The 21919-nt window shown below is 63.4% G+C and carries 15 protein-coding genes; 9 read left to right on the forward strand and 6 right to left on the reverse strand.

From position 1 onward, the window contains the following. Positions 1-104 precede the first annotated feature (104 nt). Both BGP00_RS02190 and BGP00_RS02195 read right to left on the reverse strand, forming a co-directional pair. The gene (locus tag BGP00_RS02190) at positions 105-1541 is read right to left on the reverse strand and encodes a sulfatase-like hydrolase/transferase (RefSeq protein WP_292921719.1); all 1437 of its coding nucleotides are present in this window, start codon (positions 1539-1541) and stop codon (positions 105-107) included. A 23-nt stretch (positions 1542-1564) separates the two neighbouring features. Beyond that, on the reverse strand, positions 1565-3901 hold the full coding sequence (locus BGP00_RS02195) for a TonB-dependent receptor (RefSeq protein WP_292921717.1): 2337 nt from the start codon (positions 3899-3901) through the stop codon (positions 1565-1567). Positions 3902-4032: 131 nt separating this feature from the next. Between BGP00_RS02195 and BGP00_RS02200 the strand changes: the two genes are divergently transcribed. Beyond that, entirely contained in the window at positions 4033-4932 is a 900-nt protein-coding gene (locus BGP00_RS02200; RefSeq protein WP_292921715.1) for a LysR family transcriptional regulator, read from the forward strand. Between the two features lie 65 nt (positions 4933-4997). Further along, positions 4998-6728 carry a tannase/feruloyl esterase family alpha/beta hydrolase gene (locus tag BGP00_RS02205; protein ID WP_292921713.1) on the forward strand — a complete coding sequence of 577 codons (1731 nt, stop codon included), beginning with the start codon at positions 4998-5000 and terminating at the stop codon, positions 6726-6728. Between the two features lie 3 nt (positions 6729-6731). Here BGP00_RS02205 and BGP00_RS02210 read toward each other — a convergent pair whose 3' ends face one another. Then, positions 6732-7235 (reverse strand): DUF3237 domain-containing protein, encoded by a 504-nt coding sequence (locus BGP00_RS02210; protein ID WP_292921711.1) that lies wholly within the window; start codon positions 7233-7235, stop codon positions 6732-6734. A 73-nt stretch (positions 7236-7308) separates the two neighbouring features. Between BGP00_RS02210 and BGP00_RS02215 the strand changes: the two genes are divergently transcribed. Continuing rightward, entirely contained in the window at positions 7309-8379 is a 1071-nt protein-coding gene (locus tag BGP00_RS02215; RefSeq protein ID WP_292921709.1) for an alpha/beta hydrolase, read from the forward strand. 67 nt (positions 8380-8446) lie between these two features. Then, the gene (locus BGP00_RS02220) at positions 8447-9451 is read left to right on the forward strand and encodes a LacI family DNA-binding transcriptional regulator (RefSeq protein ID WP_292921707.1); all 1005 of its coding nucleotides are present in this window, start codon (positions 8447-8449) and stop codon (positions 9449-9451) included. On the opposite strand, the gene BGP00_RS02225 is transcribed toward BGP00_RS02220, so the two are convergent. After that, positions 9433-10599: a glycoside hydrolase family 68 protein gene (locus BGP00_RS02225; protein WP_292921705.1), complete on the reverse strand. Its 1167-nt coding sequence runs from the start codon at positions 10597-10599 to the stop codon at positions 9433-9435. The two genes, BGP00_RS02220 and BGP00_RS02225, sit on opposite strands and share 19 nt — an antisense overlap. A gap of 264 nt (positions 10600-10863) precedes the next feature. On the opposite strand from BGP00_RS02225, the gene BGP00_RS02230 reads away from it, so the two are divergent. Next, a complete protein-coding gene (locus BGP00_RS02230; protein WP_292921703.1) occupies positions 10864-13206 on the forward strand; it encodes a TonB-dependent receptor in 2343 nt (780 codons plus the stop codon). Positions 13207-13352: 146 nt separating this feature from the next. Next, positions 13353-14273 (forward strand): alpha/beta hydrolase, encoded by a 921-nt coding sequence (locus tag BGP00_RS02235; RefSeq protein WP_292921701.1) that lies wholly within the window; start codon positions 13353-13355, stop codon positions 14271-14273. A 16-nt stretch (positions 14274-14289) separates the two neighbouring features. Here the strand turns inward: BGP00_RS02235 and BGP00_RS02240 are convergent, their stop codons facing one another. Next, entirely contained in the window at positions 14290-15222 is a 933-nt protein-coding gene (locus BGP00_RS02240; RefSeq protein ID WP_168601619.1) for a LysR family transcriptional regulator, read from the reverse strand. 105 nt (positions 15223-15327) lie between these two features. Continuing rightward, a complete protein-coding gene (locus BGP00_RS02245) occupies positions 15328-15486 on the reverse strand; it encodes a hypothetical protein (RefSeq protein WP_292925694.1) in 159 nt (52 codons plus the stop codon). 212 nt (positions 15487-15698) lie between these two features. Here BGP00_RS02245 and BGP00_RS02250 point away from each other — a divergent pair, with 212 nt between their 5' ends. The 3 genes from BGP00_RS02250 to BGP00_RS02260 all read left to right on the forward strand — a co-directional run bounded on the left by BGP00_RS02250 (position 15699) and on the right by BGP00_RS02260 (position 21893). Further along, positions 15699-18608 carry a TonB-dependent receptor gene (locus BGP00_RS02250; protein ID WP_292921698.1) on the forward strand — a complete coding sequence of 970 codons (2910 nt, stop codon included), beginning with the start codon at positions 15699-15701 and terminating at the stop codon, positions 18606-18608. 104 nt (positions 18609-18712) lie between these two features. Further along, positions 18713-20311, forward strand: a complete 1599-nt coding sequence (locus BGP00_RS02255) for a carboxylesterase family protein (protein WP_292921696.1) — start codon at positions 18713-18715, stop codon at positions 20309-20311. Positions 20312-20321: 10 nt separating this feature from the next. Further along, positions 20322-21893, forward strand: coding sequence for a sulfatase-like hydrolase/transferase (locus BGP00_RS02260; RefSeq protein ID WP_292921694.1), 1572 nt, complete (start codon positions 20322-20324; stop codon positions 21891-21893). Positions 21894-21919: the final 26 nt, after the last annotated feature.

The raw sequence follows: 21919 nt of genomic DNA on the forward strand, positions 1-21919 counted from the left end.
TCCGGGGCAAAAAATTTTTGCCCTTGCCCCCGATGTGGCTCCTGCAGTGAAGGAAACGGCGCGCCCTCCGGCTCAGCCTGGCGCCCGAGAGCGCGCGCCGCGCCTCACTTGGGCCGCACGAATGTCTGAGTCTTTTCTATGCCGAAATGATCGGGCAATTGCGCGCCGGTAAAACCGCTGGTCCCTGCGTCATAATCGAGGGGGAGCATCTGGGCGTTCCACTTCTGCCACTCGGCCTGCATTGCGCGAAATTTTTCCGGCATCCGCTCCTTCAGGTTCGCCCGCTCCTGCGGATCATCGACCACGTTGAACAGGAAAGTGTTGTTCAGGATTTTCAGATATTTCCAGTCGCCCTTGCGACAGGCCTCCTGATTGAGGTTGAGATAGCGCCATGAGAAACTGCGCTCATGCGCCTGATCCGGGCGGCGCAGAACGGGCAGCAGGTTTTCGCCATCAGAGGGAAAGGCCGGATCGGGTGTGGTCCCGGCGGCGGCAAGCAAGGTGGGCAACCAGTCCATCGTCATGATGGTCTGCTCGCTCACGCTGCCCGCTTTGGTCACGCCGGGCCAGCGGATGATAGCAGGCACGCGCAGCCCTCCTTCGAGCAGTTCGGTCTTGCGCCCGGTGAACGGGCCGGTGTCGGAAAAGCGCTCGCCGCCATTGTCGCTGGTAAAGACCACGATCGTGTTCTCGGCCATGCCCAGTTCCTCAAGGCGTTTGAGGATCAGGCCGATCTGGTAATCCATCCGCGTGACCATCTGCGCATAGATCTTCGCACTGCCCCCGTCGAAATGGAACATGGCCATGGGCTTGCCGCTCTCGTCCAGACGGCGCGCTTCGGCCACATCCTCTGGCCCTTCCCAAGGCCAATGCGGCGCGTTGAAATGCAGCGATAGGAAGAAGGGTTTGTCCTGCCGCGCATGGTCCGTGATCACCTCGCGCGCCTTGGCGCCCAGCAGGTCGGTCAGATAGCCCTGCTGGTCGATCTGGCGCGCATCATCCCACAGGTCCGCCTTGCCGAAAGCCTTGTGGGTGAAATAGTCCAGACCGCCGCCGCGAAAGCCCCAGAAATGATCATACCCGCTTTGCTGCGGCCCATAATCGGGCAGCGCCCCCAGATGCCATTTGCCGATCAGCATCGTGCCATAGCCCGCCTGGCGCAGCAGCGAGGGCAGCGTGGGGTGGCTGGGCGGCAGGCCGACCGGACGCTGGCCCAGCGGCTCCTCAAGCCCGACGGGCAGCCGGTTCTGATAGCGCCCGGTGATCAGCGCCGTGCGCGTGGCCGAACAGACCGCCGAATTGGCATAGGCCTGCGTAAAGCGCAGTCCCCCGGCCGCCAGAGCATCGAGCGCGGGCGTGGCATAATCGCGCCGACCATAGCAACTGAGATCCGCGAAACCCATATCATCGGCCAGAATGAACAGGATATTGGGTCGGCGTTGCCCCTTGCCCGTCGCTGCTCTGACAAGTTCGGGCACCAGACCCGCCCCGATCAGAGCCGTTGACCGGACGATAAGCGAACGTCGCGATAAAGAAGCCATGGCATTTGTCCTTGAGCGAATGATCAGAAATTGCGGCGCAGCGTCACGGACACTTCACGCGGCGGCGCAGGCTGGGCAAGGGTCATGCCCAGATTAAAGAATTTGTTGTTGTAATAGGTCGTGTCGAACAGGTTGCGCACGGCCAGCGACAGGCGCCAGTCCTTGTTCGGGGAATCGAAGGTCAACCGCGCGTTGGTGACGCCATAGGCGCCCACCTGCCCTTCGGGATTATTGGCAATTGTGGTGAAATAGGACGATTGATAGCTGTAATCCACGCGCGGGGTGAAAGTGCCGATCCTGGTTTCCACCCCATATTGCGCGCCAAGCGCCGCCTTCCATGCCGGGGCAAAGGGCGCGGCATTGGCCAGCGTCACGCCCTGAATGACCACGCCCGCCGCGCTGATCGAGGTCAGTTGAAAATGCAGATAGCTGACGCTGGCGTCGATCAGCATCCCGCCCACGGGCCGCGCGGTCACCTCCAGTTCGGCGCCCTTGTAGCGCGCGGAGCCGACATTGGTGGGCGTGGCGTTGAGCGCGCTGTTGGCCGTGGGCGCGGTGTTGGTGAAGATGATGTTCGAATAATCATTGAGGAACAGCGAGCCATTGACCCGCACCCGCCGCGACCATAGATCGCTTTTAAAACCAATCTCATAGGCGGTAATCGTTTCGGGATAGAAAGGCACCGCCTGTTCGGGCACGAAAGGCCGGGGATTGGTGCCGCCGCCGCGAAATCCGGTCGATACCTGCGCATAGGTCATCAACTGATCATTCCAGCGATAGTCCAGATTGACCCGGTAATCGACCTTGTTCGCCTGATAATGGCTCTGCACCCCGGTCAGCACGCCCGCAGCGGTAAAGGTGGGCACACCGGGCAGGAACGGGTTGTAACGGCGATAGGTGTAGTCCTTGGTGTCGCCGGTATAGCGGATGCCGCCCGTCAGGTTCAGGCCCGAAAACGGATGCAGGATCGCCTGACCAAACACGCTCTTGTTGGTGGAAATCGCGTCATCGTCGGGCGCGTTGAGGTTTTCGAACGGCTTGCCGGGATAAAGAATGTTCGACCCGGCAAAATTATTGTCCGCCCGGTAATAATAGCCGCCCACGGTCCAGTCGAGCAAAGTGCCCAGTGCCCGACCATTGAGGCGCAATTCCTGGCTGAATTGGCGGCTGCGGGCCTGATACAGCGCGGTCTGGGTGGTGATCGGGCTGGCATCGCCGTCAATGCCATAGCTGACATTGGTGCGGCTGTAGCCGGTGATCGAGGTCAGCGTCAGGTTCTCGCCCGGCCGCCATGTGATCGTGCCGTTGAACGTGCTTTGCAGCAGGTCATTATGGCTCGGCACGCTGATCGCGGGATGGCTGCCCGCGCCCACCTTGCCATTATAGATGGTCGGGTCGGTGAAGGCAGGCGTGGCATAGGTGGCGTAATTGTAATTGGCCCCGGTGGGCACGACAAAGAGCGCGGAATCAAACGGCGCAAAATAAGCCGCCGAAGTGCTGTTCGCGGCCAGCAGGACCGTGGGCGCGACCTCGGAATTGTCCTTGATCACCGTGGCCGACAGATCGACCGTCCATTGCGGATTGGGCGTGTAGCGCAGGGCAAGCCGCCCACCCCCGTAATTCTTGCCTCCTTCATGGCCCAGCACGCAATTGCCGGAAATGCCCGCCGCCGGAACCCCCGATGACGGATGGAGGCAGCCATAATCGAGCCGCGTCACATAGCCGTCCTGCCGCGTATAGACGCCCGAGGCGCGGGCATAGAGCTTGTCCGGCACGATGGTGAAATCGCCCCCGCCGCGAAAGCTGAGCAGATTGCGCGAACCATAGCTGGCCTCAAGGTAATTCGCGCCGCGCCCGTCGGGCTTGCGGCTGTAGAGTTTGACCGCCCCGCCGATGGAATTCTTGCCCGCCAGCGTTCCTTGCGGCCCGCGCAGGATCTCCACCCGCTCCAGATCGAGCAGGTCGAAATTGGCGCCGAACAGCGAACCGTAATAGACATCATCGACATACATGCCCACGCCCGGTTCCATGGCGATGCTGCTGTCGCTCTGCCCCAGGCCGCGCACGAAGACCGTGACCGCCGGGCCAAAGGCGGCAGCCGATGGTTTGAGCAGGACGCCGGGCGCGCTGTTGCTGATATCGGCAATCTGGTTGATCGAACGCGCCTCCAGCCCGGAGGCATTGATGGCCGTGATGGCCAGCGGAGTGTCCTGCAATTTCTGCGACTGGAATTGCGCCGTGACGACAATTTCAGCAACCCCGGTGTCGGGCTTATTGGCCTCCTGCGCCATCGCGCCCTGGGCCAGCAACAGCGCCCCCGATGCCAACAGGACATAGCGCATTCCAGCAAATTTCGACATGTTCCTCTCCCCTGATCCCGAACTTGCCGTCGGTGATAGATGGCCAGCCTAGGGAAGGCGGGCGCTCCCATGCAAAGGGGGCTGGCCTTGTCATAAGTGACAAGGCTGGACTTATCGGTTATTCTGCCTGCATGTTCCGCTTCACCATCCGCCAGATCGAGATATTCCTGAAGGTCTGCGAAGCGGAAGGCTTCCGCCGCGCCTCCGAAGCGCTGGGCATTTCCGAGGCCGCAATCAGCCACCAGATCTGCCTGCTGGAGGAGCAATTGGGCGGCCCCCTGTTCCGCCGCCGCCGAGGCGCGGCCATCCAGTTGCTGCCCGAAGGCGAGGAATTTCGCGATGCGGCCATCCAGTTCGTCCGGCAAGGACTGGCGCTGGGGCAAAGGCTGGCGCCCTCACCCGCCCAGCCGACCTGCATCACGATCCACACCGGGCCGCATCTGCTGGAGGATGCCTTGCGTCCGGGGCTGCCCGAATTTCTGCGCCTGCATCCCGATATCAACCTCAATCTGGTGATGCCCAAAACGCGCAAATGGCTCAAACAGGCGATTGTGGCGGGCAAGGTTCAGGGCGCCCTGCTGAATGTGAGTTCAGCAGAGGAATTGCCGCAATCGCAGGTGCTGGCGCAGACCGACATGGGCATCTATGCCTGCGCCGCCATCGCCGCGCGGATCAGGGCCAACCCGGCACAGCCGATCGACCTGATCCTGCCCAACAGCGATCAGCCTGATGCCGCATCGCAGATCCGCTACTTGCGCCATGCCGGGGTCCACTTTCGCATCGCAGGCCATTATCCCTTTCACGATGTGGCCATCCGCATGGCCAGCGAGGGCGTGGGCGCTTTGGTTGTGCTCTCGAGCATCGTGACTTCGCTCGATCCCTCGGGCATTCTGGAAGAGGTGCAGAAACTGGGCGTGTGGCAGACAAGGCTCTACCTTTCCCCGCAATTGGCACGCGACCATGCCGAGACCCTGCGCGGTTTTTTCACCAAGGCGGCGCAGAAATTGAGCGGTCCGGCCCCAAACGCCTGAACGGCAGCGCGCGCCTATACAAAAATGACCTTGCGCAATCCTTTGCGCATGATAGCCTGCGCCGCATGAGATCGCCCCCGAAACGCACCATCCGCCTCCGGTACCTTACCCCGATCCTGCCCCTCCTTGTCTTGGGCACCCCCTCGGCCAGGGCATCGACCGGGGCAGAGCAATTGTGCAAAGGACTGGAGCAGGGTGCCCTACCCGATCTTGTGATCGAAACGGCGCAGGCCCATCCCGCAGGTCCCGGCCCTGCCGCGCTCGTACCGCCCGGCATGACCCCGCCCCCCGCTCCGATCCTGCCCGCCCATTGCGAAGTGATCGGCCATACCGAACAGCGCGTGGGACGCGATGGTCAGGACTATGCCATCCGCTTTCACCTGCGCCTGCCAGAGGCATGGAACGGCGGCCTTTTCTTTCAGGGCGGCGGCGGCAGCGACGGTGATCTGGGCGATGCGTTGGGGGCCATGGGCATCTCGCCTCCGGCGCTGGCGCGGGGCTATGCGGTGCTGTCGCAGGATTCGGGCCACGATAACAAGGCCAATTTCGACCCCAAACGCGGCGGCACCTTGGCCTTTGGCTTCGACCCCTTGGCCCGCACCAATTACGGCCATGCCTCACTGCAAAAATCGGTGCTGGCTGCGCGCAAGGTGATCGCCGCCCGCTATGGTAAAGCGCCCCGCCGCAGCTATTTCGTCGGCTGCTCCAAAGGCGGTCAGGAAGGGTTGGCGCTGGTGCAGCGATACCCCACCCTGTTTGACGGCGTGGTGGTGACGGCGCCGGGCCTGTCCCTGCCCCGCGCTGCGATCGGCGAGGCGTGGAACACCAAGAGCTTCAGCTTCTCGGCCGCCAATGGCCATGGCCCGCTCACCCCGCTCAATATCGCGCAGGGCTTTTCCGATGCCGATTTTGCCCTTGCGCGGCGGGCCATGCTGCGCGCCTGCGACCGGCTGGACGGGCTGGCCGACGGCATGATTCTGGCCGTGGGCCAATGCACTTCGGCGCGGGTCCTGCCCGCCTTCAACGCCATCCGGTGCAAGGGCGCCAAGACCGACACCTGCCTTACCGGCGAGCAGATCACCGCCCTGCAGCGCGTCAACGGCGGCCCGCGCAACAGCCGGGGACAAGGCATCTATCCCGGCTTCCCCTGGGATGCCGGATGGGGCGCGGCGGACTGGCGCATCTGGCAATTGGGGACGCCGGACGGGCGCGTTCCCTCGCTCAACATGCTGATGGGGGCGGGCGCGCTGGCCTCGATCTTCTCGGTGCCGCCGCAGGCTTTGGCGCCGGGCGCCGAGGGTGGTCTGGCCTTTCAGATGGCGCTCGATCTGGACCGGGCCGAGCAGGGCATTCTGGCGCGCGGCGGCGATTTCGCGACATCAGGGTGGGAGGATATTTCGGCCCGCTCGACCGACCTTTCGAGCTTTCTGGGCCATGGCGGGCGGCTGATGGTGCTGCATGGCGGGTCGGACCCGGTCTTCTCCATCGCCGACACGCTGGACTGGTATCGCGCGATGCTGGCGCGGGGCGGCGATGCGGCGCGGGCCAATACGCGCTTTTTCGCCGTGCCGGGCATGAACCATTGCACCGGCGGCCCCGCCACCGATCAATATGCCGCCTTTGACGCCATGGTCGCATGGGTTGAGCAACAACACGCGCCCGAAAGGATCATCGCCCGCGCTGGCCCTGCGTCGCCCTTTCCGGGGCGTGAGCGACCGCTTTGCGCCTTCCCCAAGATCGCCCGCTATCGCGGCCATGGCGACCCGGAAAAGGCGGAAAGCTTTGTCTGCAGTTGAGGATCAGCGCGCCCGATAGAAACGGATCACCACCGAGGGATGCGCGGGATCCTTGCCCCCCTCCAACCGGCTGATCCAGGCGCCATGGTTGAGCCAGCCATAGCGCCCCATCGGCGCCTCGAAGCGGGGCTGGGTGAAGGCGGGCGTGAAAGGCTGGCCCTTTTCAAGGCAGAACTGGCCATGGTTGACCACGTTGAACATTACGCCATCATCGGTCTGCAGGAAATAATCGGCATGCAGGCTGCTGCATCCCGCCGAGGTCTGCAATTGCCAGTCCCATCCGCCGGGCACCACCTTTCCCTTGATGGCGGGGCCGGAAAATGTGCCGCCGATGATGGGGATATAGCCGCGCTGGCCAAAGGCGGTGCCACCGACCTCGACACGCGGGGCGAGCAACACCTCGGCCTCGAACATGAATTCCAGTTGCGGCGCGGGCGGCGCGCTTTGCGCCGCCACAGCCACCGGCGCCAGGGACAGGGCCAAAGCGGCGATTTTCAGAACAGGCACGATAGAGTCTCCCATCAGTTGTGATTGTCAGCTATGGTAAGGCAAACGTTTGTGCATTCCAAGGATGACTGAGATGGACAAGAACATTTTCGCCCCGGACCGGCGGACCGCCCTGCGCTGGATGACATGCGCCGGGGCCGCCATGCTGCCGGGCGGATCGCTGAGCGCCAAGGAAACGGGCGCGGCTGCGGGCCTCCCCTTTGTCGATCCGGAACTGCGCGGGGCGGCCAAACAGATCATTGCCATGACCAGCGGCTTTTATCCGATGGGCCCGTCCAAATTGCCCATGCTGCGCGCCGCCATTGCCAAGGCGCAAATGCCCGATCGTCCCGCCGTGCCGGTCCGCACCGTCATGGCGCCTGTAGGCAAGGGACTGGGTGAGGTGAAACTCTATGTCCTGAATGAAAAACCCGACGGCGCGGCGCGCCCCGCTATCTTGCACACGCATGGCGGCGGCTTCATCACCGGCTCGGCTTTGCTGGAAATCGGCGGGCTGATCGATCTCGCGCGTGAGCTGGATTGCGTCATCGTCTCGGTCGAATATTCCCTCGCGCCCGAAGCGCCATGGTCGGTTTCGATGGAGCAGACCTATGCGGGCCTGCTCTGGCTGTATCGTCAGGCCGCCGCGTTGGGCGTGGACCGGGCGCGGATCGCGGTGGCGGGCGAAAGCGCGGGCGGCGGCCATGCCGCGCTGTTGGCCCGGACCGCGCGTGATCGCGGCGAGGTGCCGGTGGCGTTCCAATGCCTGATCTATCCGATGCTGGACGACCGGACCGGATCGACATGGAATCCCGCGCCGGGGCTGGGCTGTATCGGGTGGGATGGGGATGCCAACCGCTATGGCTGGCGCGCCTTTTTGGGGCAAAGGCCGGGTCAGGCGCATGTGCCCCACCGCGCCGTGCCCGCCCGCGCCGCCAGTCTGGCCGGCCTGCCGCCCGCCTTTATCGCAGTGGGCTCGATCGACCTCTTCGCCCGCGAGGACATCGCCTATGCCCAGCGCCTGACAGCCAGCGGCGTGCCCGCCGAACTGCTGGTACTGCCCGGCGCATTCCACGGGTTTGACAAGGTGATGCCCGGCGCATGGGTATCGCGGCAAGTGCTGGCCGCGCGCTCGGCCGCCTATCGGCGCGCATTCGGGCTTTGATCCCGGTTTTGCTTGCCCCAATGGGGCGCGGCGATAGAACGACGGTGATGAACAGGGAGCCAATGGATTGAACAGCCCGACCAATATCAAGCAACTGGCCGAGCTGGCGGGGGTATCTGCGGGCACGGTGTCACGCGCGCTTTCCGGTTCGGGCCGGGTCAGCCCCAAAACGCGCGAGCGGATCATCACGCTGGCGCAAAAGCTGGGCTATCAGCCCAATCTGCTGGCGCGCAACATGCGGATGCGCAAGACCAGCACGGTGGGCATGCTGGTGCCGCTGGGCCATGATGATCTCCAGCATCTGTCCGACCCTTTTTTCAACACGATGAGCGGCTATCTGGCCGATGCGCTGGCCGATCAGGGCTATGACCTGCTGCTTTCGCGCGTGATCCCTTCGGATGAGCGCTGGATCGAGAATTATGCGCGCTCGGGCCGGGTCGATGGCGTGCTGATCATCGGCCAGTCCAACCAGCTGGCGGTGATCGAGGCCACCTCGCTGGCCTATCACCCGATGGTCGTCTGGGGCGGTCAGGTGTCGGGACAGCACCACTGTTCGGTGGGATCGGACAATCGTGCGGGCGGGATGATGGCCGTACGCCATTTGATGGAGCGGGGATGCCGACGCATCGCCTATCTGGGCCCGGTCGAGGGGCCGGAATTCGGCGCAAGGCTGGATGGCGTGCGTCAGGCGCTGGCGATTGCCGGGCGGGGCGAGGAATTGCAGGTCATGCCATCGCATTGTGAACCGGCGGCGGCCTATGACGATGCGCTGGGCCTGCTGCGTGGGCTGCCGGTCATGCCCGATGGCATTGTGGCAGCCTCGGATGTTACGGCGATCAGCGTGATCCGCGCGCTGGGCACGATGGGCCTTCGTGTCCCGGATGAGGTGAAAGTGATCGGCTATGACGGCCTGCCGCTGGGCGAGCTGGTTTCGCCGCCGCTGACCACGATTGACCAGCAATTGCGCCATGGCGCGCGGGTGATGGTCGATCTCCTGCTCAAACGCATGGCGGGCGAGCCGACCGGCAGCGTGCTGATCGACCCGCAGCTCATTCAGCGTGAATCGACCTGAATCCGGCTGGTATCGCCCGCTAGACGCAGCGTGAACCACGGCGCGGGGCTGCCGCCAAAGGCGCGGTGGCGGCCCGACGCATCGGCAGGCGCGGCATCCGGCGCAATGCCGGGCAAGTCGGCAAAGCTGGTGACGCGCCCGTCGCCCAAAACCCACCAGCTATAGGCCTGCCAGGGGGTTTCCTCCGGGTTGCCCGCCACGAGAGTGTCGCCATTGATCGGGCGAAACGGCCCCAGCGGACCTTCGCCCACCACGCCATAGAGGCCCGTCGGCCCCTGCGGCCCATCTGCGGCAAAGACTTTGCGCTGGGTGGACCAGAACAAGTAATACAGGCCGCCGATATGGCGCATATGCGGCCGCTCCAGCTCATTGTTCAGCCCATCGCCATCCACCACCGGGGGCAGAAGGCGCCACGGCCCATGCGGTCCGGCAAGCGAATGAGCGACGCCGATCACGCCATTCCATGATGAGGCGGAAGCGGCTTTTGACGCGGTGAAGAAGAGGAAATGCTCTCCGCTGCGGGGGTCCTGAAAATAGCAGGGGTCGCGGAAAGCCTTGATTGTGCCCGCGCCACCCTCGCTGCCCCGGACCCGCAGATAGATTTCGCCATCGGCGGCGGCGGCTTCTTCGGGCCGGGTCCAGTTTTCAATGGCGGGCGCATCACCGCGCCAATGGAGGAACCCTTCCGTCAGGAACAGGCGCTGCTCGAACGTGGGCACTGTTTCGTCGCGGCGCCCGGCGGCGGTGAACCAGCATAGGACGCGCCGATCCGCTGCATCATAGAGCGCGCTGCCCGACCATTCGCGGCTGCCCGGCGTGTGGCCATCGGGAAAGGCCGGGCCGCAATCGACCCAGCCGGAGCCGTCGATCATCTGCAGCAAAAGATGGATGCGGGCGATGGCATGGCGGTCCTCTGGGTCAGGCAAAACCGGCGCGGCGAGCGCCAGCCAGAGCCAGCCTTGCGCAAAGGTGTGTGCATGGCCCTCGAGATTTTCGACGGGCCACATGTCCCAAATATCCAGGCCGGGAAGGCGCGACGCACATTCCTCGTGGGTAAAGCCGGGGATGGTGTTGGCGCCGTTCGGACGCAGCGCGGACATATGGGCGGCGGTCCAGCAAAAGGCCAAGGGGTGAGGCGAATCAGCCACATGTTGCAAACGTTTGTTCATAAAAATCCCTCCCCCACAACGGCGGATCAAAAATAGATACATACTATCAGTTATTTAGACCGATATTTCCGTGGCCAAACACTGGAATCACCCGCAGAAAATTCCCTCTAGGCAACGAATGCTATCGATTGTAACAGATGCGCAATCGGTTGTGCAATAGCAGCGACTCGTTGCAGCAGCCGTAAGGAGAGTGGCGCCGCCCCCGGCGCCGGAAAAACACAGGTATGACCCCGGGAGGACGCCATGAAATATTCCGCCATCTTGCTTGCCAGCGCCGCACTGTTTCCTCTGGCCACCCCTGCCCTTGCGCAGGATGCGGCCGCCGCCAATGACCAGCTCACCACCGAAATCGTGGTGACGGCGCAAAAGAGCAGCGAAAAGATTTCCAAGGCGCCGATCGCCGTCAGCGTGGTTTCGCAGGCCGCGCTCGACCGCCAATCGATCACCAGCGCCGACCGGCTGGTCTCCACCGTGCCTTCGCTGCAGCTCAGCCAGAACGGCTTTGCCATCCGCGGCATCGGCAGCAACAATGGCTTTTCCGGCTATTCCACCGTCGCCACGCAGTTTGACGGGATCTACAATCCCTCCTCGGTGGCGCTGGGTCTGGCGATGTTCGACATCGGCTCGGTCGAGGTGCTGCGCGGACCGCAGGGCACCGTTTATGGCCGCAACGCCACGGCGGGCGTGGTCAACATCAACACCGCCGATCCGGGCAAGCATCTGGGCGGCAGCGCCAGCCTGCAATATGGCCGCTTCAACGAGATCCGCGCCCAGGCCGCCGTCGACCTGCCGGTCAGCGATACGTTCGGCCTGCGCATCGCCGCCTTCCGCCAGATCAATGACGGCTATGGCCCGCAACTGGGCACCGCGCGTTTTGACCAGACCGATCTGGGCGGCGTGCGGCTGACCGCCAAATGGGCCATCACCCCCCGCCTGACATGGCGCGTGTCGGGCTCCTATGCCGAAAACAACGGCACGGTGCCCGCCGTCTATCTGCGCAATTACAATTACTATCCGCAGGCCAATCTGACCACCGGCACGTTCGGCCCGGTCACGATCATCCCCACCAGCTTTGACACGATCAACCCGGGGCTGGATCAGGTCCGCAACAACCGTATCAATGTCAAAAGCTATGATGTGCGCTCCAAGCTGATGTGGCAGGCGACCGACAGCCTGAGCCTGACTTGGTTGGCGGGTTACTCCTCGCTGGTGAACAATGGCGTGGCGGCGGCCTCTGGCGTGTTTTCGCAGGAATATATCAACCACAAGACCAACAGCTGGTCGCACGAACTGGATGTCAATTTCCAGCGCGGGCCGGTCAAGCTGGTGGCGGGCGCCTATATCTATCAGGACGAGATCCCCTCGGGCCAGCGTCTGCTGCATGCGGGCAACACCGCGCCCGCGCCTTTCGCCTCCGTCTACAACATCTTCGGCCCGCTGGTGGCCAGCACCGGCAATCAGATCGGCACGATTAACGCCGTGGACGTGGTCAACACCTATTCCGGCGAGGGCAGCAAATCGCGCGCCCTGTTCGGACAAGGCACCTTCTCGCTGACCGACCGCCTGCGCGCCACGGCGGGCGTGCGCGCCACATGGGATGATGTGAACGGGCGCGAACAGCAATTGGTCTGCCCCGGCGCCACGGTCACGCGGGCCAATATCAACGCCTCCTCATGCCCCGGCGGCTTTGCCATCGCCTATACCGATGATCGGGGCCGCGCCGCCGCCAGTTTCAGCAAGGTGAGCTGGAAGGCGGGTCTTGATTACGACCTGACGCCGGGCATTCTGGCCTATGCCACGGTGTCGACCGGCTATCGCGGCGGGGGCCTGCAATCCAGCGGCAATCCTGTCGCCTATCGCCAATATGCGCCCGAAACCGTCACCAATTATGAAGTGGGCCTGCGCGCCAAATTGCTGGGTGATCGTCTGTTCATCGGGCTGACCGGCTATCAGATGGATTACCGGAACCTTCAGGTTTCCTCCATCGTGGTCGATCCGGTGCAGGGGCCGATTGCCGTCACCACCAATGCGGCCAAGGCGCGCATTCGCGGCGTCGATCTGGAAACCTCGTATCGCCCCACCCGCAATGACACGTTCTCGGGCTATGTGGCCTATATGGTGGCCGAATATGTCAGCTTCCCCGGCGCCTCGGACAATCTGCATTCGGCCGATACGATGTACAACATCTTTGCACCGATCCTTGGCTATGCCGCAATTCCCTCGGCCTCGGCGGATTATTCCGGCAAGCGTTTGACCAATGCGCCGCAATTTTCCGCCCGCTTCAGCTATGCCCACGCGTTTGATCTGGCATCGGGCGGCAAGATCACGCCGTCGGTCGATTTCTATGCCCAGTCCAAAACCTTTGCCAGCAGCGACAATGCCGTGCAGGGCCGCATCGCGGGCTATACCAAAACCGATCTCAACCTGCGCTATGACGAACCCGGCGGCCATGCCTATATCAACCTGTTCATGAACAATGTGGAGGACCGCCGCATCGCCACCACCGTGGTCCCGGTGTGGAGTTCGACCACGGCCAGCTATGCCCCGCCGCGCACCTATGGCGTACGGATCGGCTTCAAATACTGAAACCATCTTGGCAATTGGGGGCCGCTCGACCATGTTCGGTCGGCGGCCTCTTGCCGCGCCCCGATGTGTGACGAAAGGAAAGCCCCCTGTTCTGGAACCGACGCCGCACAATTCAGGCCGGATTTGCCGCCCTTGCCGGAGCCGTCATGACCAAGCCCGCCCAAGCCGCCGCACCTTTGCTGATCCCCGAAGGCGGCGGCCCCCTGCCCGGGCCATGGATCGAGGCGCAGCGCGTGCCTTTGTGGCCAACGGGCGTTCCGGGCAAGGGTTTTGCCCCCCGCGAGCGCCGCGCCGACTGGCCGCAGACATTTCTGAGCAATATTGCCGAACCGGAATTGCGCCTGTTTCGCTCGCCCCAGCCCAATGGCAAGGCCCTGCTGGTGATTCCGGGCGGAGCGTATAATTTCGTCTCGATCCGCAACGAAGGCGTCGATGTGGCCCGCGTGTTCAATGCGGCGGGCTACCATGTCTATGTTCTGGTCTATCGCCTGCCCGGCGAAGGCTGGGCCGATCGCGCCGACGTGCCGCTGATGGATGCCAAGCGCGCGATGCGGATGATCCGTTCACGCTCGGCGCAGGATGGAGTTTCAGACCCGAACATCGCCGTCATCGGCTTTTCCGCCGGGGGCCATCTGGCCGCCTCGCTGTTGACCGGATTTGATGAAAAACTGGCCCCGCCGGTCGACGCGATCGACAGGCTGGAGGCACGGCCCCATGCCGTGATTCTGGTCTATCCGGTGATCAGCATGGTGGCGCCCTATACCCATGTCTGGTCGGCCCAGACGCTGCTTGGCCCGGCGCCCGATGCAGGTCTGATCGCGCGGCGCTCGCCCGTTCAGCATGTTTCGGCCCAGACGCCGCCGGTGTTTCTGGTCCATGCGCTGGATGATGACGCGGTGCCTTATCAGAACAGCCTGATGATGGCCGATGCTCTGACCAAGGCAGGCCATGCGCCCGAAATGCACCTGTTTGCCGAAGGAAAGCACGGTTTCGGCATCGGCCCGGCCAATGGGTCTGCGGGGCAATGGAGTGTGCTGGCCCAAAAATGGCTGGCGCGGCTGATCTAAGAGGGGGTGAGTCCTCTCATGCTGTTGCGGGATGAGAGGGCCGCAAAGGAATACTGTCGCGCGCCGCCTCGCGCAGACGCTCGCGCAGCCAGAGCAGGCCGTGATCGCCCGCTCTGGCCGAATGATACTGCATCATTTCGTTCATGGCGGGCAGATTGATCGGGCAATCCGCAATGGCGAGCGAAAAGGGACCTTCAAGCAGCACGGCCAGGCGTTCATGGACCAGCGCCAACCGGTTCGTGCCTCGCAGCAGCCACGGCACCTGAAGGAAAGATGAGGCCACCACCTCGATCTTCCGACATTCACCGGCTGCCTTGACGGCCGCCTCGATAAAGACAGGATGGCCCTGAATTTCCACGGCGACATGGCCGCACCCCTCAAAAGCCTCCAGCGTCAGCGGCTTTTGCAGGACCGGATTGCTTTGGCATCCCACTACCACATGGCGCTCGCTGAACAGGAAATCACTGGGGTGATCCGGGGCCAGAAATTGCTGCGGCGTGAGCAGCAGATCAAGTTCTCCATCGTCCATCGCGCGGCTGGAATGTAGGCCGGGCAGCAGCAGTTCGAATTCGATCAACGGGGCGCTCTGCTGCAATCTCGTCAACAGCGGGGTGATCAGCACGGTCGTGATATAGTCGGATGCTGCAATACGGAAACGCCGGGCCGAGACGGCAGGGTCAAACCCGGTGGCGGATGCAATCAGGTTGCGCAGGCTTTGAATGGTCGCACTGATTTCCGGGGCCAGAGCGATGGCGCGCGCGGTGGGTATCATTTTCTTGCCATGCTGCACCAGAATATCGTCGTTGAAGGATTCCCTCAGCCGTTTGAGCGCCGCGCTCATGGCCGACTGCGTCATATGCAGGCTGTTGGCCGCTTTTGTGACGCTGCGTTCGCGAAGCAACACATCGAAGGCGATCAGGAGATTCAGGTCAAATTGGTCTAGTCGCATGGTTTGCCCTCTGCCGCCTTGACCGGATAGGATCCATTCCTTTCCGGCCGCTTTGTTTTATCTCCGGATTGCGCCGCCTGCAAAAGCAAGGCGAACACCCGGCGTTCAATCGTGCATGGCTGAGCAATAAGGGGAAATTGGATAGACAAAGATCGCCATCCTGTCGATTTCCCCCTTCTCATCTTCATCGGTCATCAGTGTTAAAAATATGAATCGTCCGCTGCCCGCTCCCGCCCGCATCATATATTTATCATTTAAAAACATATACTTAATTAACAATCTCGCGATTCACCTCTAACCGGGGCCGACCCATCCATCACTTTTATCGATCATCATACACAAAGAATTAGCGTTATCGTCAATCAAACCAGAAAGCTAGAAACAGGTCAAACCAATAAATGGCTTTTGGAGAAGCCAGCATGGGAGGACTTGAAATGAGCTATCACGAGCTTTCATCCCGCTTGCCGGCGCGCACCATGGCGCAACGGGCTTCGGCCCGGCGCCTTGCCTGGCTGATCGGAGCCGCCGCGGTTTCCCTGCCTGTGGCTGCCTTGGCGCAAACCGCGCCCGCGTCTGGAACGGCCGGACAGGACAACACGCCCGCCGCATCCGACATCGTGGTGACCGCCACGCGCATTGCCCGCGACGGCTATACCGCCCCCACGCCCACCACCGTGATCGGGCAGGAGTTCATTCAGCAACGCGCCACCGTCAACATCGGCGACGCGCTGAACGCAGTGCCCGCATTCCGCGCGGCGGTTTCGCCCAATGCGGGCGGTCTGGGCAATACGGGTGCGTTTCTGGCGGACCTGCGCGGTCTGGGGCCGATCCGCACGCTTGTTTTGCTGGATCGCGGGCGCATGCCGCAAACCATGGTGCCCGGTGTCACCACCACGGCGGGCACGACGGACCTTAACACCATCCCCACTGTCCTCATCAAGAATTCCGATGTGGTGACGGGCGGCGCTTCGGCGGCTTATGGTTCAGACGCGATCGCGGGCGTCATCAATTTCCAGATCGATGACCGCTTTGTCGGCCTCAAGGGTTCGGCCCAATATGGCGAAACCCGCTATGGCGATGCCAAAAACAAGTTCGCCACGCTGGCTTATGGCGCGAAATTCGCCGATGGCCGGGGTCATATCGTGGTGGGCGGCGAATATAATGACGATGGCGGCACGGCGGCCTATAACACCGCCCGCGCATGGGGCCGCGATGCGTGGAACAACGCCACCATCACCAACCGCCCGACCGGCACGCCCAACACGATCCTTGCCCCCTATGGCAATTATTTCGGCACCGCCACCAGCGGTGGCCTGATCCTGACGCCGGGCGCTCTGCAGGGGCTGGCCTTTGTACCGGGCGCCAATGGCGGGGTCACCACCACGACCTTCAATCGCGGCCTGAGCAACATGACCGCCAGCCTCGATTTCTTCACCCCCAGCAGCCTTGCCGCCAATGCGGCCGCGGGCATCAACAACCTGAACACCCAGCAATTGCGCCCGGCCCAGACGCGCTACAACGCGATGGGCAAGGTTTCGTTCGATGTGAACGACAATCTGACGGCCTATGTCGAGCCGCTCTATTCCAATGTGAAAACGACCGGCATTCTCATCATCCGTCGCGATGGCGCGGGCGCGGGGCCGGGGCTGACCATTGCCAAGGACAACGCCTATCTGGCGCAGGCGCTGACCCCGGCGCAACTGGCGCTGGTCCCGGCAGGCGGCCTGTCGATCGGCTATTCGGGCCAGGGTTTCGGCCCCAGCGTCCGCACCATCCAGAATGAACTGGTGCGCGTGCAGACCGGGCTGAAGGGCCGGTTTGGAACGAACTGGAAATGGGACGTGTCCTATCTGTTCGGCCAGAACACATCGCATGTCACCATCGCCAACACGTTCAACAGTGCCAATTTCCGCAATGCGCTGGATGCGGTCAATGTGGGCGGCCAGATCGTTTGCCGCAACGCGGCGGCGGTGGCGGCGGGATGCGCGCCGATCAATATTCTGGGCAGCCCGAACGTCTCTGCGGCGGCGGCAGGCTATATCCTTGGCACCGCCACCGGTTCGGGCAAGACCGTGCTGCATGACGTTGCCGCCAATCTTCAGGGCGAGCCTTTCTCGACCTGGGCCGGGCCGGTTTCGGTGGGCGTGGGCGCGGAATATCGCAAGGAATCGGTGCGTCTGGTGACCGATGCGCTTTCGCAGGCTTCCGGGTGGCTCTCGGGCACCGGTTCGTCGCTGCCCACGGTCAGCCAGAACGTGAAGGAAGCCTATGTCGAAACCATCGTGCCGCTGGCGCGCGACATGGCCTTTGCCAAAAAGATCGAGTTCAACGGCGCGGCCCGCATCACCGATTACAGCACATCGGGCAGCGTGACGACCTGGAAGGCGGGTCTGACCTGGGAAGTGGTGGACGGGCTGATGTTCCGCGCGACGCGTTCGCGCGATATCCGCGCGCCCAACCTGATCGAGCTTTACACGCCCCAGACCCAATCCCTGCCCCTGCCCACCGATCCGCGCAGCGGCGTGGCGCGGCCCACCAACAATGCCGGTTTCATCGTGGGCGGCAATCCCAATCTGAAGCCCGAAACCTCCACCACCCAGACCGTGGGTGTGACCTGGCGGCCCTCGTTCTTCCGCAAGCTCAACCTGTCGGCGGATTACTACAACATCCGCATCGAAGGCGCGATCACCTCGACCAGCACGCAGGGCGTGGTCAACAACTGCTTCATCGGCGGGTCCTATACCGGCAATTCGTGGTGCTCGCTCATCAGCTTTGCCAACAATGACCCCGTGGCCGGGCAGATGACGGGTGTGCAGGGCGTGACGGCCAATGTGGCGGTGTTTCGCACCAAGGGTCTGGATTTCCAGGCCACCTATCGCCAGCCCATGGAGGAATTCGGGCTGAAGGGCCGCCTGACGGTCAACATGCTGGCAACGCATGTGATGTCGTTCTGGTCCTCGACCGATATTTCCACCCTCTTCCCCAACGGCATCGACCGCGCGGGGCAAACGGGGGCGGCCTTTGGCGGTCCGGCGGGCCTGCCCAAATGGCTGGTCAACACCACGCTGGATTACGAAGTGGGCGGTTTTGGCATCAACGGCAATATCCGCTACGTCTCGCCCTCGCACCAGAACAATGGCCTGTTCGGGCCCGATCAGGCCGGATACAACCCCGCGCTGAGCACCAGCATCAGCAACAACAACATCCCGGCGGTGGCCTATGTCGACCTTGGCCTGCGCTACAGCTTTGGCCCGGATGGCCGCTATATGGTCTATTTCAACGTGGCCAACCTGCTGGACAAGGACCCGCCGCTGCCCGCCAACGGCAGCGCCTACTATGACCTGATGGGGCGCACCTACAAGGGCGGCGTGCGCTTCCGGTTCTGATCTCGGGCCGGGCGGCCATTTCGCCCGGCAGGCGCCGGCACCGCTGGGGGGCGGGGCTGGCGCCAACGGCCTATGCTTCCATTCTGGTCAAAGGTGCCACCGCCATGACGTTCCGGCTTGCTCTTGCCTGTTTGCTGCTTGCCCCGGTTTCCGCCGCTTCTGCCGCCCCCGTCCCCCCGCCTGCGGCCATGACCGAGGGCGGCCGGGTCGAGGGGGTCCATCTGGCCTCGGGTGTGCAGGCCTTTCTGGGCATCCCCTATGCCGCCCCGCCGGTGCGCGATCTGCGCTGGAAAGATCCCCAGCCGGTGGCCGCCTGGCAGGGCATCTATCACGCCGACCGCCACGCGCCGCAATGCATGCAGCCCCAGCGCAACCTGCGCGCCAACCAATATTCCGGCGCCGAAATCACCAGCGAGGATTGCCTCTATCTCAACGTCTGGACCCGGCCCGGACTGCAAAAGGCGCCGGTGATCGTCTATATCCACGGCGGCGGCTTTTATATCGGCTCCTCGGCCATGCCGATCTATGGCGGCGAGGCGGTGGCCCGTCAGGGCGCTGTTTTCGTCAGTTTCAACTATCGGCTGGGGGCGCTGGGCTTCATGGCCCATCCCGAACTCTCGGCTGAATCGCCGTACCGGACCTCGGGCAATTATGCCTTTATGGACCAGATCGCGGCGCTGAAATGGGTGGCGCGCAACATCGCCCGCTTCGGCGGCGACCCGTCCAATGTCACGATCATGGGTCAATCGGCAGGCTCGATGTCGGTGCAGGCGCTTCAGGCCAGTCCGCTGACCGCGCATCTGTTTCACCGGGTGGTGGGCATGAGCGGCGCCATTGCGGGCGGCCCCAGCGCCACCCCGCCGCTGGCCGAGGCGGAGCGCGAGGGGGTAAAGCTGCAATCGGTCCTGCGCGCCAAGAGCCTTGCCGAATTGCGCGCGATGCCCGCCGACAGGATCGTCGTGCCTCGCACGCCCGACGGGCCCAAGATCGGGCCTTCGCAGGATGGCTATGTCCTGCCCCAGAGCATCGAGCAGACATTGGCCCGCGGCGCGCATCATGATGTGCCCGCCCTGATCGGCTTTACCCATGATGAATCCTTTGGCGGGCTGGGCCCGGTGCGCGATCTGGCCGATTATCGCGCCAAGGTCGAGGCGCGATACGGAGCCCGCGCGGCAGAGTTCCTGGCGCTCTATCCGGCCGGAAATGATGGCGAAGCGCGCGATTCTGCCCGCGCCGCCGACCGCGACAGCACGATGGCCTCCTCAATGGGTCTGTGGGCCGATGCCATGACCGCCCATGGCCATGCTCGGGTCTATTCCTATGAATTCGCCCGCCCCCACACCTATGCGGCCGGGGCCGCTTTTTCCGACCTCGATCCGGCCACGGCGGGGGCCTATCACACATCCGAGGTTCCCTTCTGGCTGGGCACACTGGAAAGCTTCAACCTCTATCGCAAGACCCGCGCATGGACGGCCGATGATGTCGCCTTCAGCAAGGCGATGACGCAATCGCTGATTGCCTTTGCCCGGACCGGCAATCCCGATACGCCCGCCCTGCACTGGCGGCCCTATGTGGCGGCCTCGCCGATTCTGCTGCAACTTGGCGCCTCGGCAAAGCCCGCGCCATGGCCCGACCGCGCAAAGTTCGAATTCTTTCGCAAGGAAAACCAGCCCCGGCCAACCGGCGGCGCTCTCAGGGATTGAGGAGAAAGTCATGTCTGACCCAATACGCAAATCCATCCATCTGGGGCGCAGGGATGTGCTGGGCGGCGTGGCCGGGGGGCTGGCCGGGGCGATGTTCGGCCCGGCGATGGCCGCGCCCAAAGACGGCGCCCGGCGGCCCAACATGATCCTGTTCTTCATGGATGAATGCCGCGCCGACGCGCTGGGTTCCTATGGCAATCCTGTGTGCAAAACGCCCAATCTGGATGCCTTTGCCCGGCAGGGCACGCGCTTTGCCGATTGCCATGTCCAGCATCCGGTATGCGGCGCGTCACGGTGCAGCCTGCTGACGGGCCTGCCGGTGTCGAACACCGGCCATCGCAGCCTCTATTACTTCCTGCGCCGCGACGAACCCAATCTGTTCCGCTATCTCAAGGATGGCGGCTATGACACGTTCTGGCTGGGCAAGAATGACGCGCTGGCGCCCGAGAGCTTTCCGCTCAGCCTGACCGAATGGCATGGCGAGGTGAACACATGGGCGCGTGCGGGAGGGCGTGGTCCTGCCTTCGATACGGGCAAGCCCAACCTGATGCTGATCAACGCCAAGGTCGATCCCAAGGCCACTTCGGACTATCTGCTGATCCAGCAGGCGATCCGCATCCTTGAACGGGGCGAACAGGACAAACCCTTCTGTCTGTTCATCGCCCTCAATCAGCCGCATCCGCCCTATCTGGCGCCACAGGGCTTCCACGATCTCTACAAGCCGGAAAGCCTGCCGCCGCTGGCCCCGCCCGGATTGGCCCAAAAGCCGATGTTTCATGAGGCGGTGCGCAAGGCCTATCACCTCGATCAGGCCACCGATGCCGATTTCCGCCAGATCCGCGCCACCTATTACGGTCAGGTCAGCTATGCCGATTGGCTGTTCGGCCAATTGATGGAGGCGATGGAGCGCACCGGACGGGCAAAGGACACGATGGTCATCGCCGCCTCGGATCATGGCGATTATGCGGGCGATTACGGCATGGTCGAAAAATGGCCGGGCGGGCTGGAGGGCAATCTGACCCATGTCCCGTTGATGATCCGTATGCCCGGCGGGGCGCAGGGCCATGTGGTGCCCGAAATGGTCGAACTCTATGACGTGATGGCCACGATGCTGGAAGCGGGCCATGTGCAGGCCCGGCATACCCATTTCGCCCGCAGCCTGGTGCCCCAGATCATGGGCGCGGCGGGCGACCCCACCCGCGCCGCCTATACCGAGGCGGGCTATGACACGTTCGAGCCGCAGGCCTTTGAACCGGCAATGGAAGGGCCCGCCAATCTCTATACCGCCAAGCACGACCTGCAGGTGGGCCAGCCCGCCACCGTCCGCCGCGCCGCCGCCGTGACCACCCAGACTCATAAATTCGTGGCGCGTCCGGGCGGGCAGTACGAACTCTATGACCGCAAGCGCGACCCGCTTGAACTGCGCAACCTGATCGATGATCCCAAACTGGCCAAGGTCCGCAACGCCATGGCCGACAATCTGATGGCCCATTACATCTCGACCACCGGCGTGCCGCCGATCGAACGGGACGGGCGCGAAACACCACCCTATTATGTCATGCCCCAATTCGAAAAGCGGTGATCATTCCATATATGCCTTCAGGCGTG

The sequence above is a fragment of the Novosphingobium sp. 63-713 genome (assembly GCF_001898925.1).
Classification (GTDB): domain Bacteria; phylum Pseudomonadota; class Alphaproteobacteria; order Sphingomonadales; family Sphingomonadaceae; genus Novosphingobium.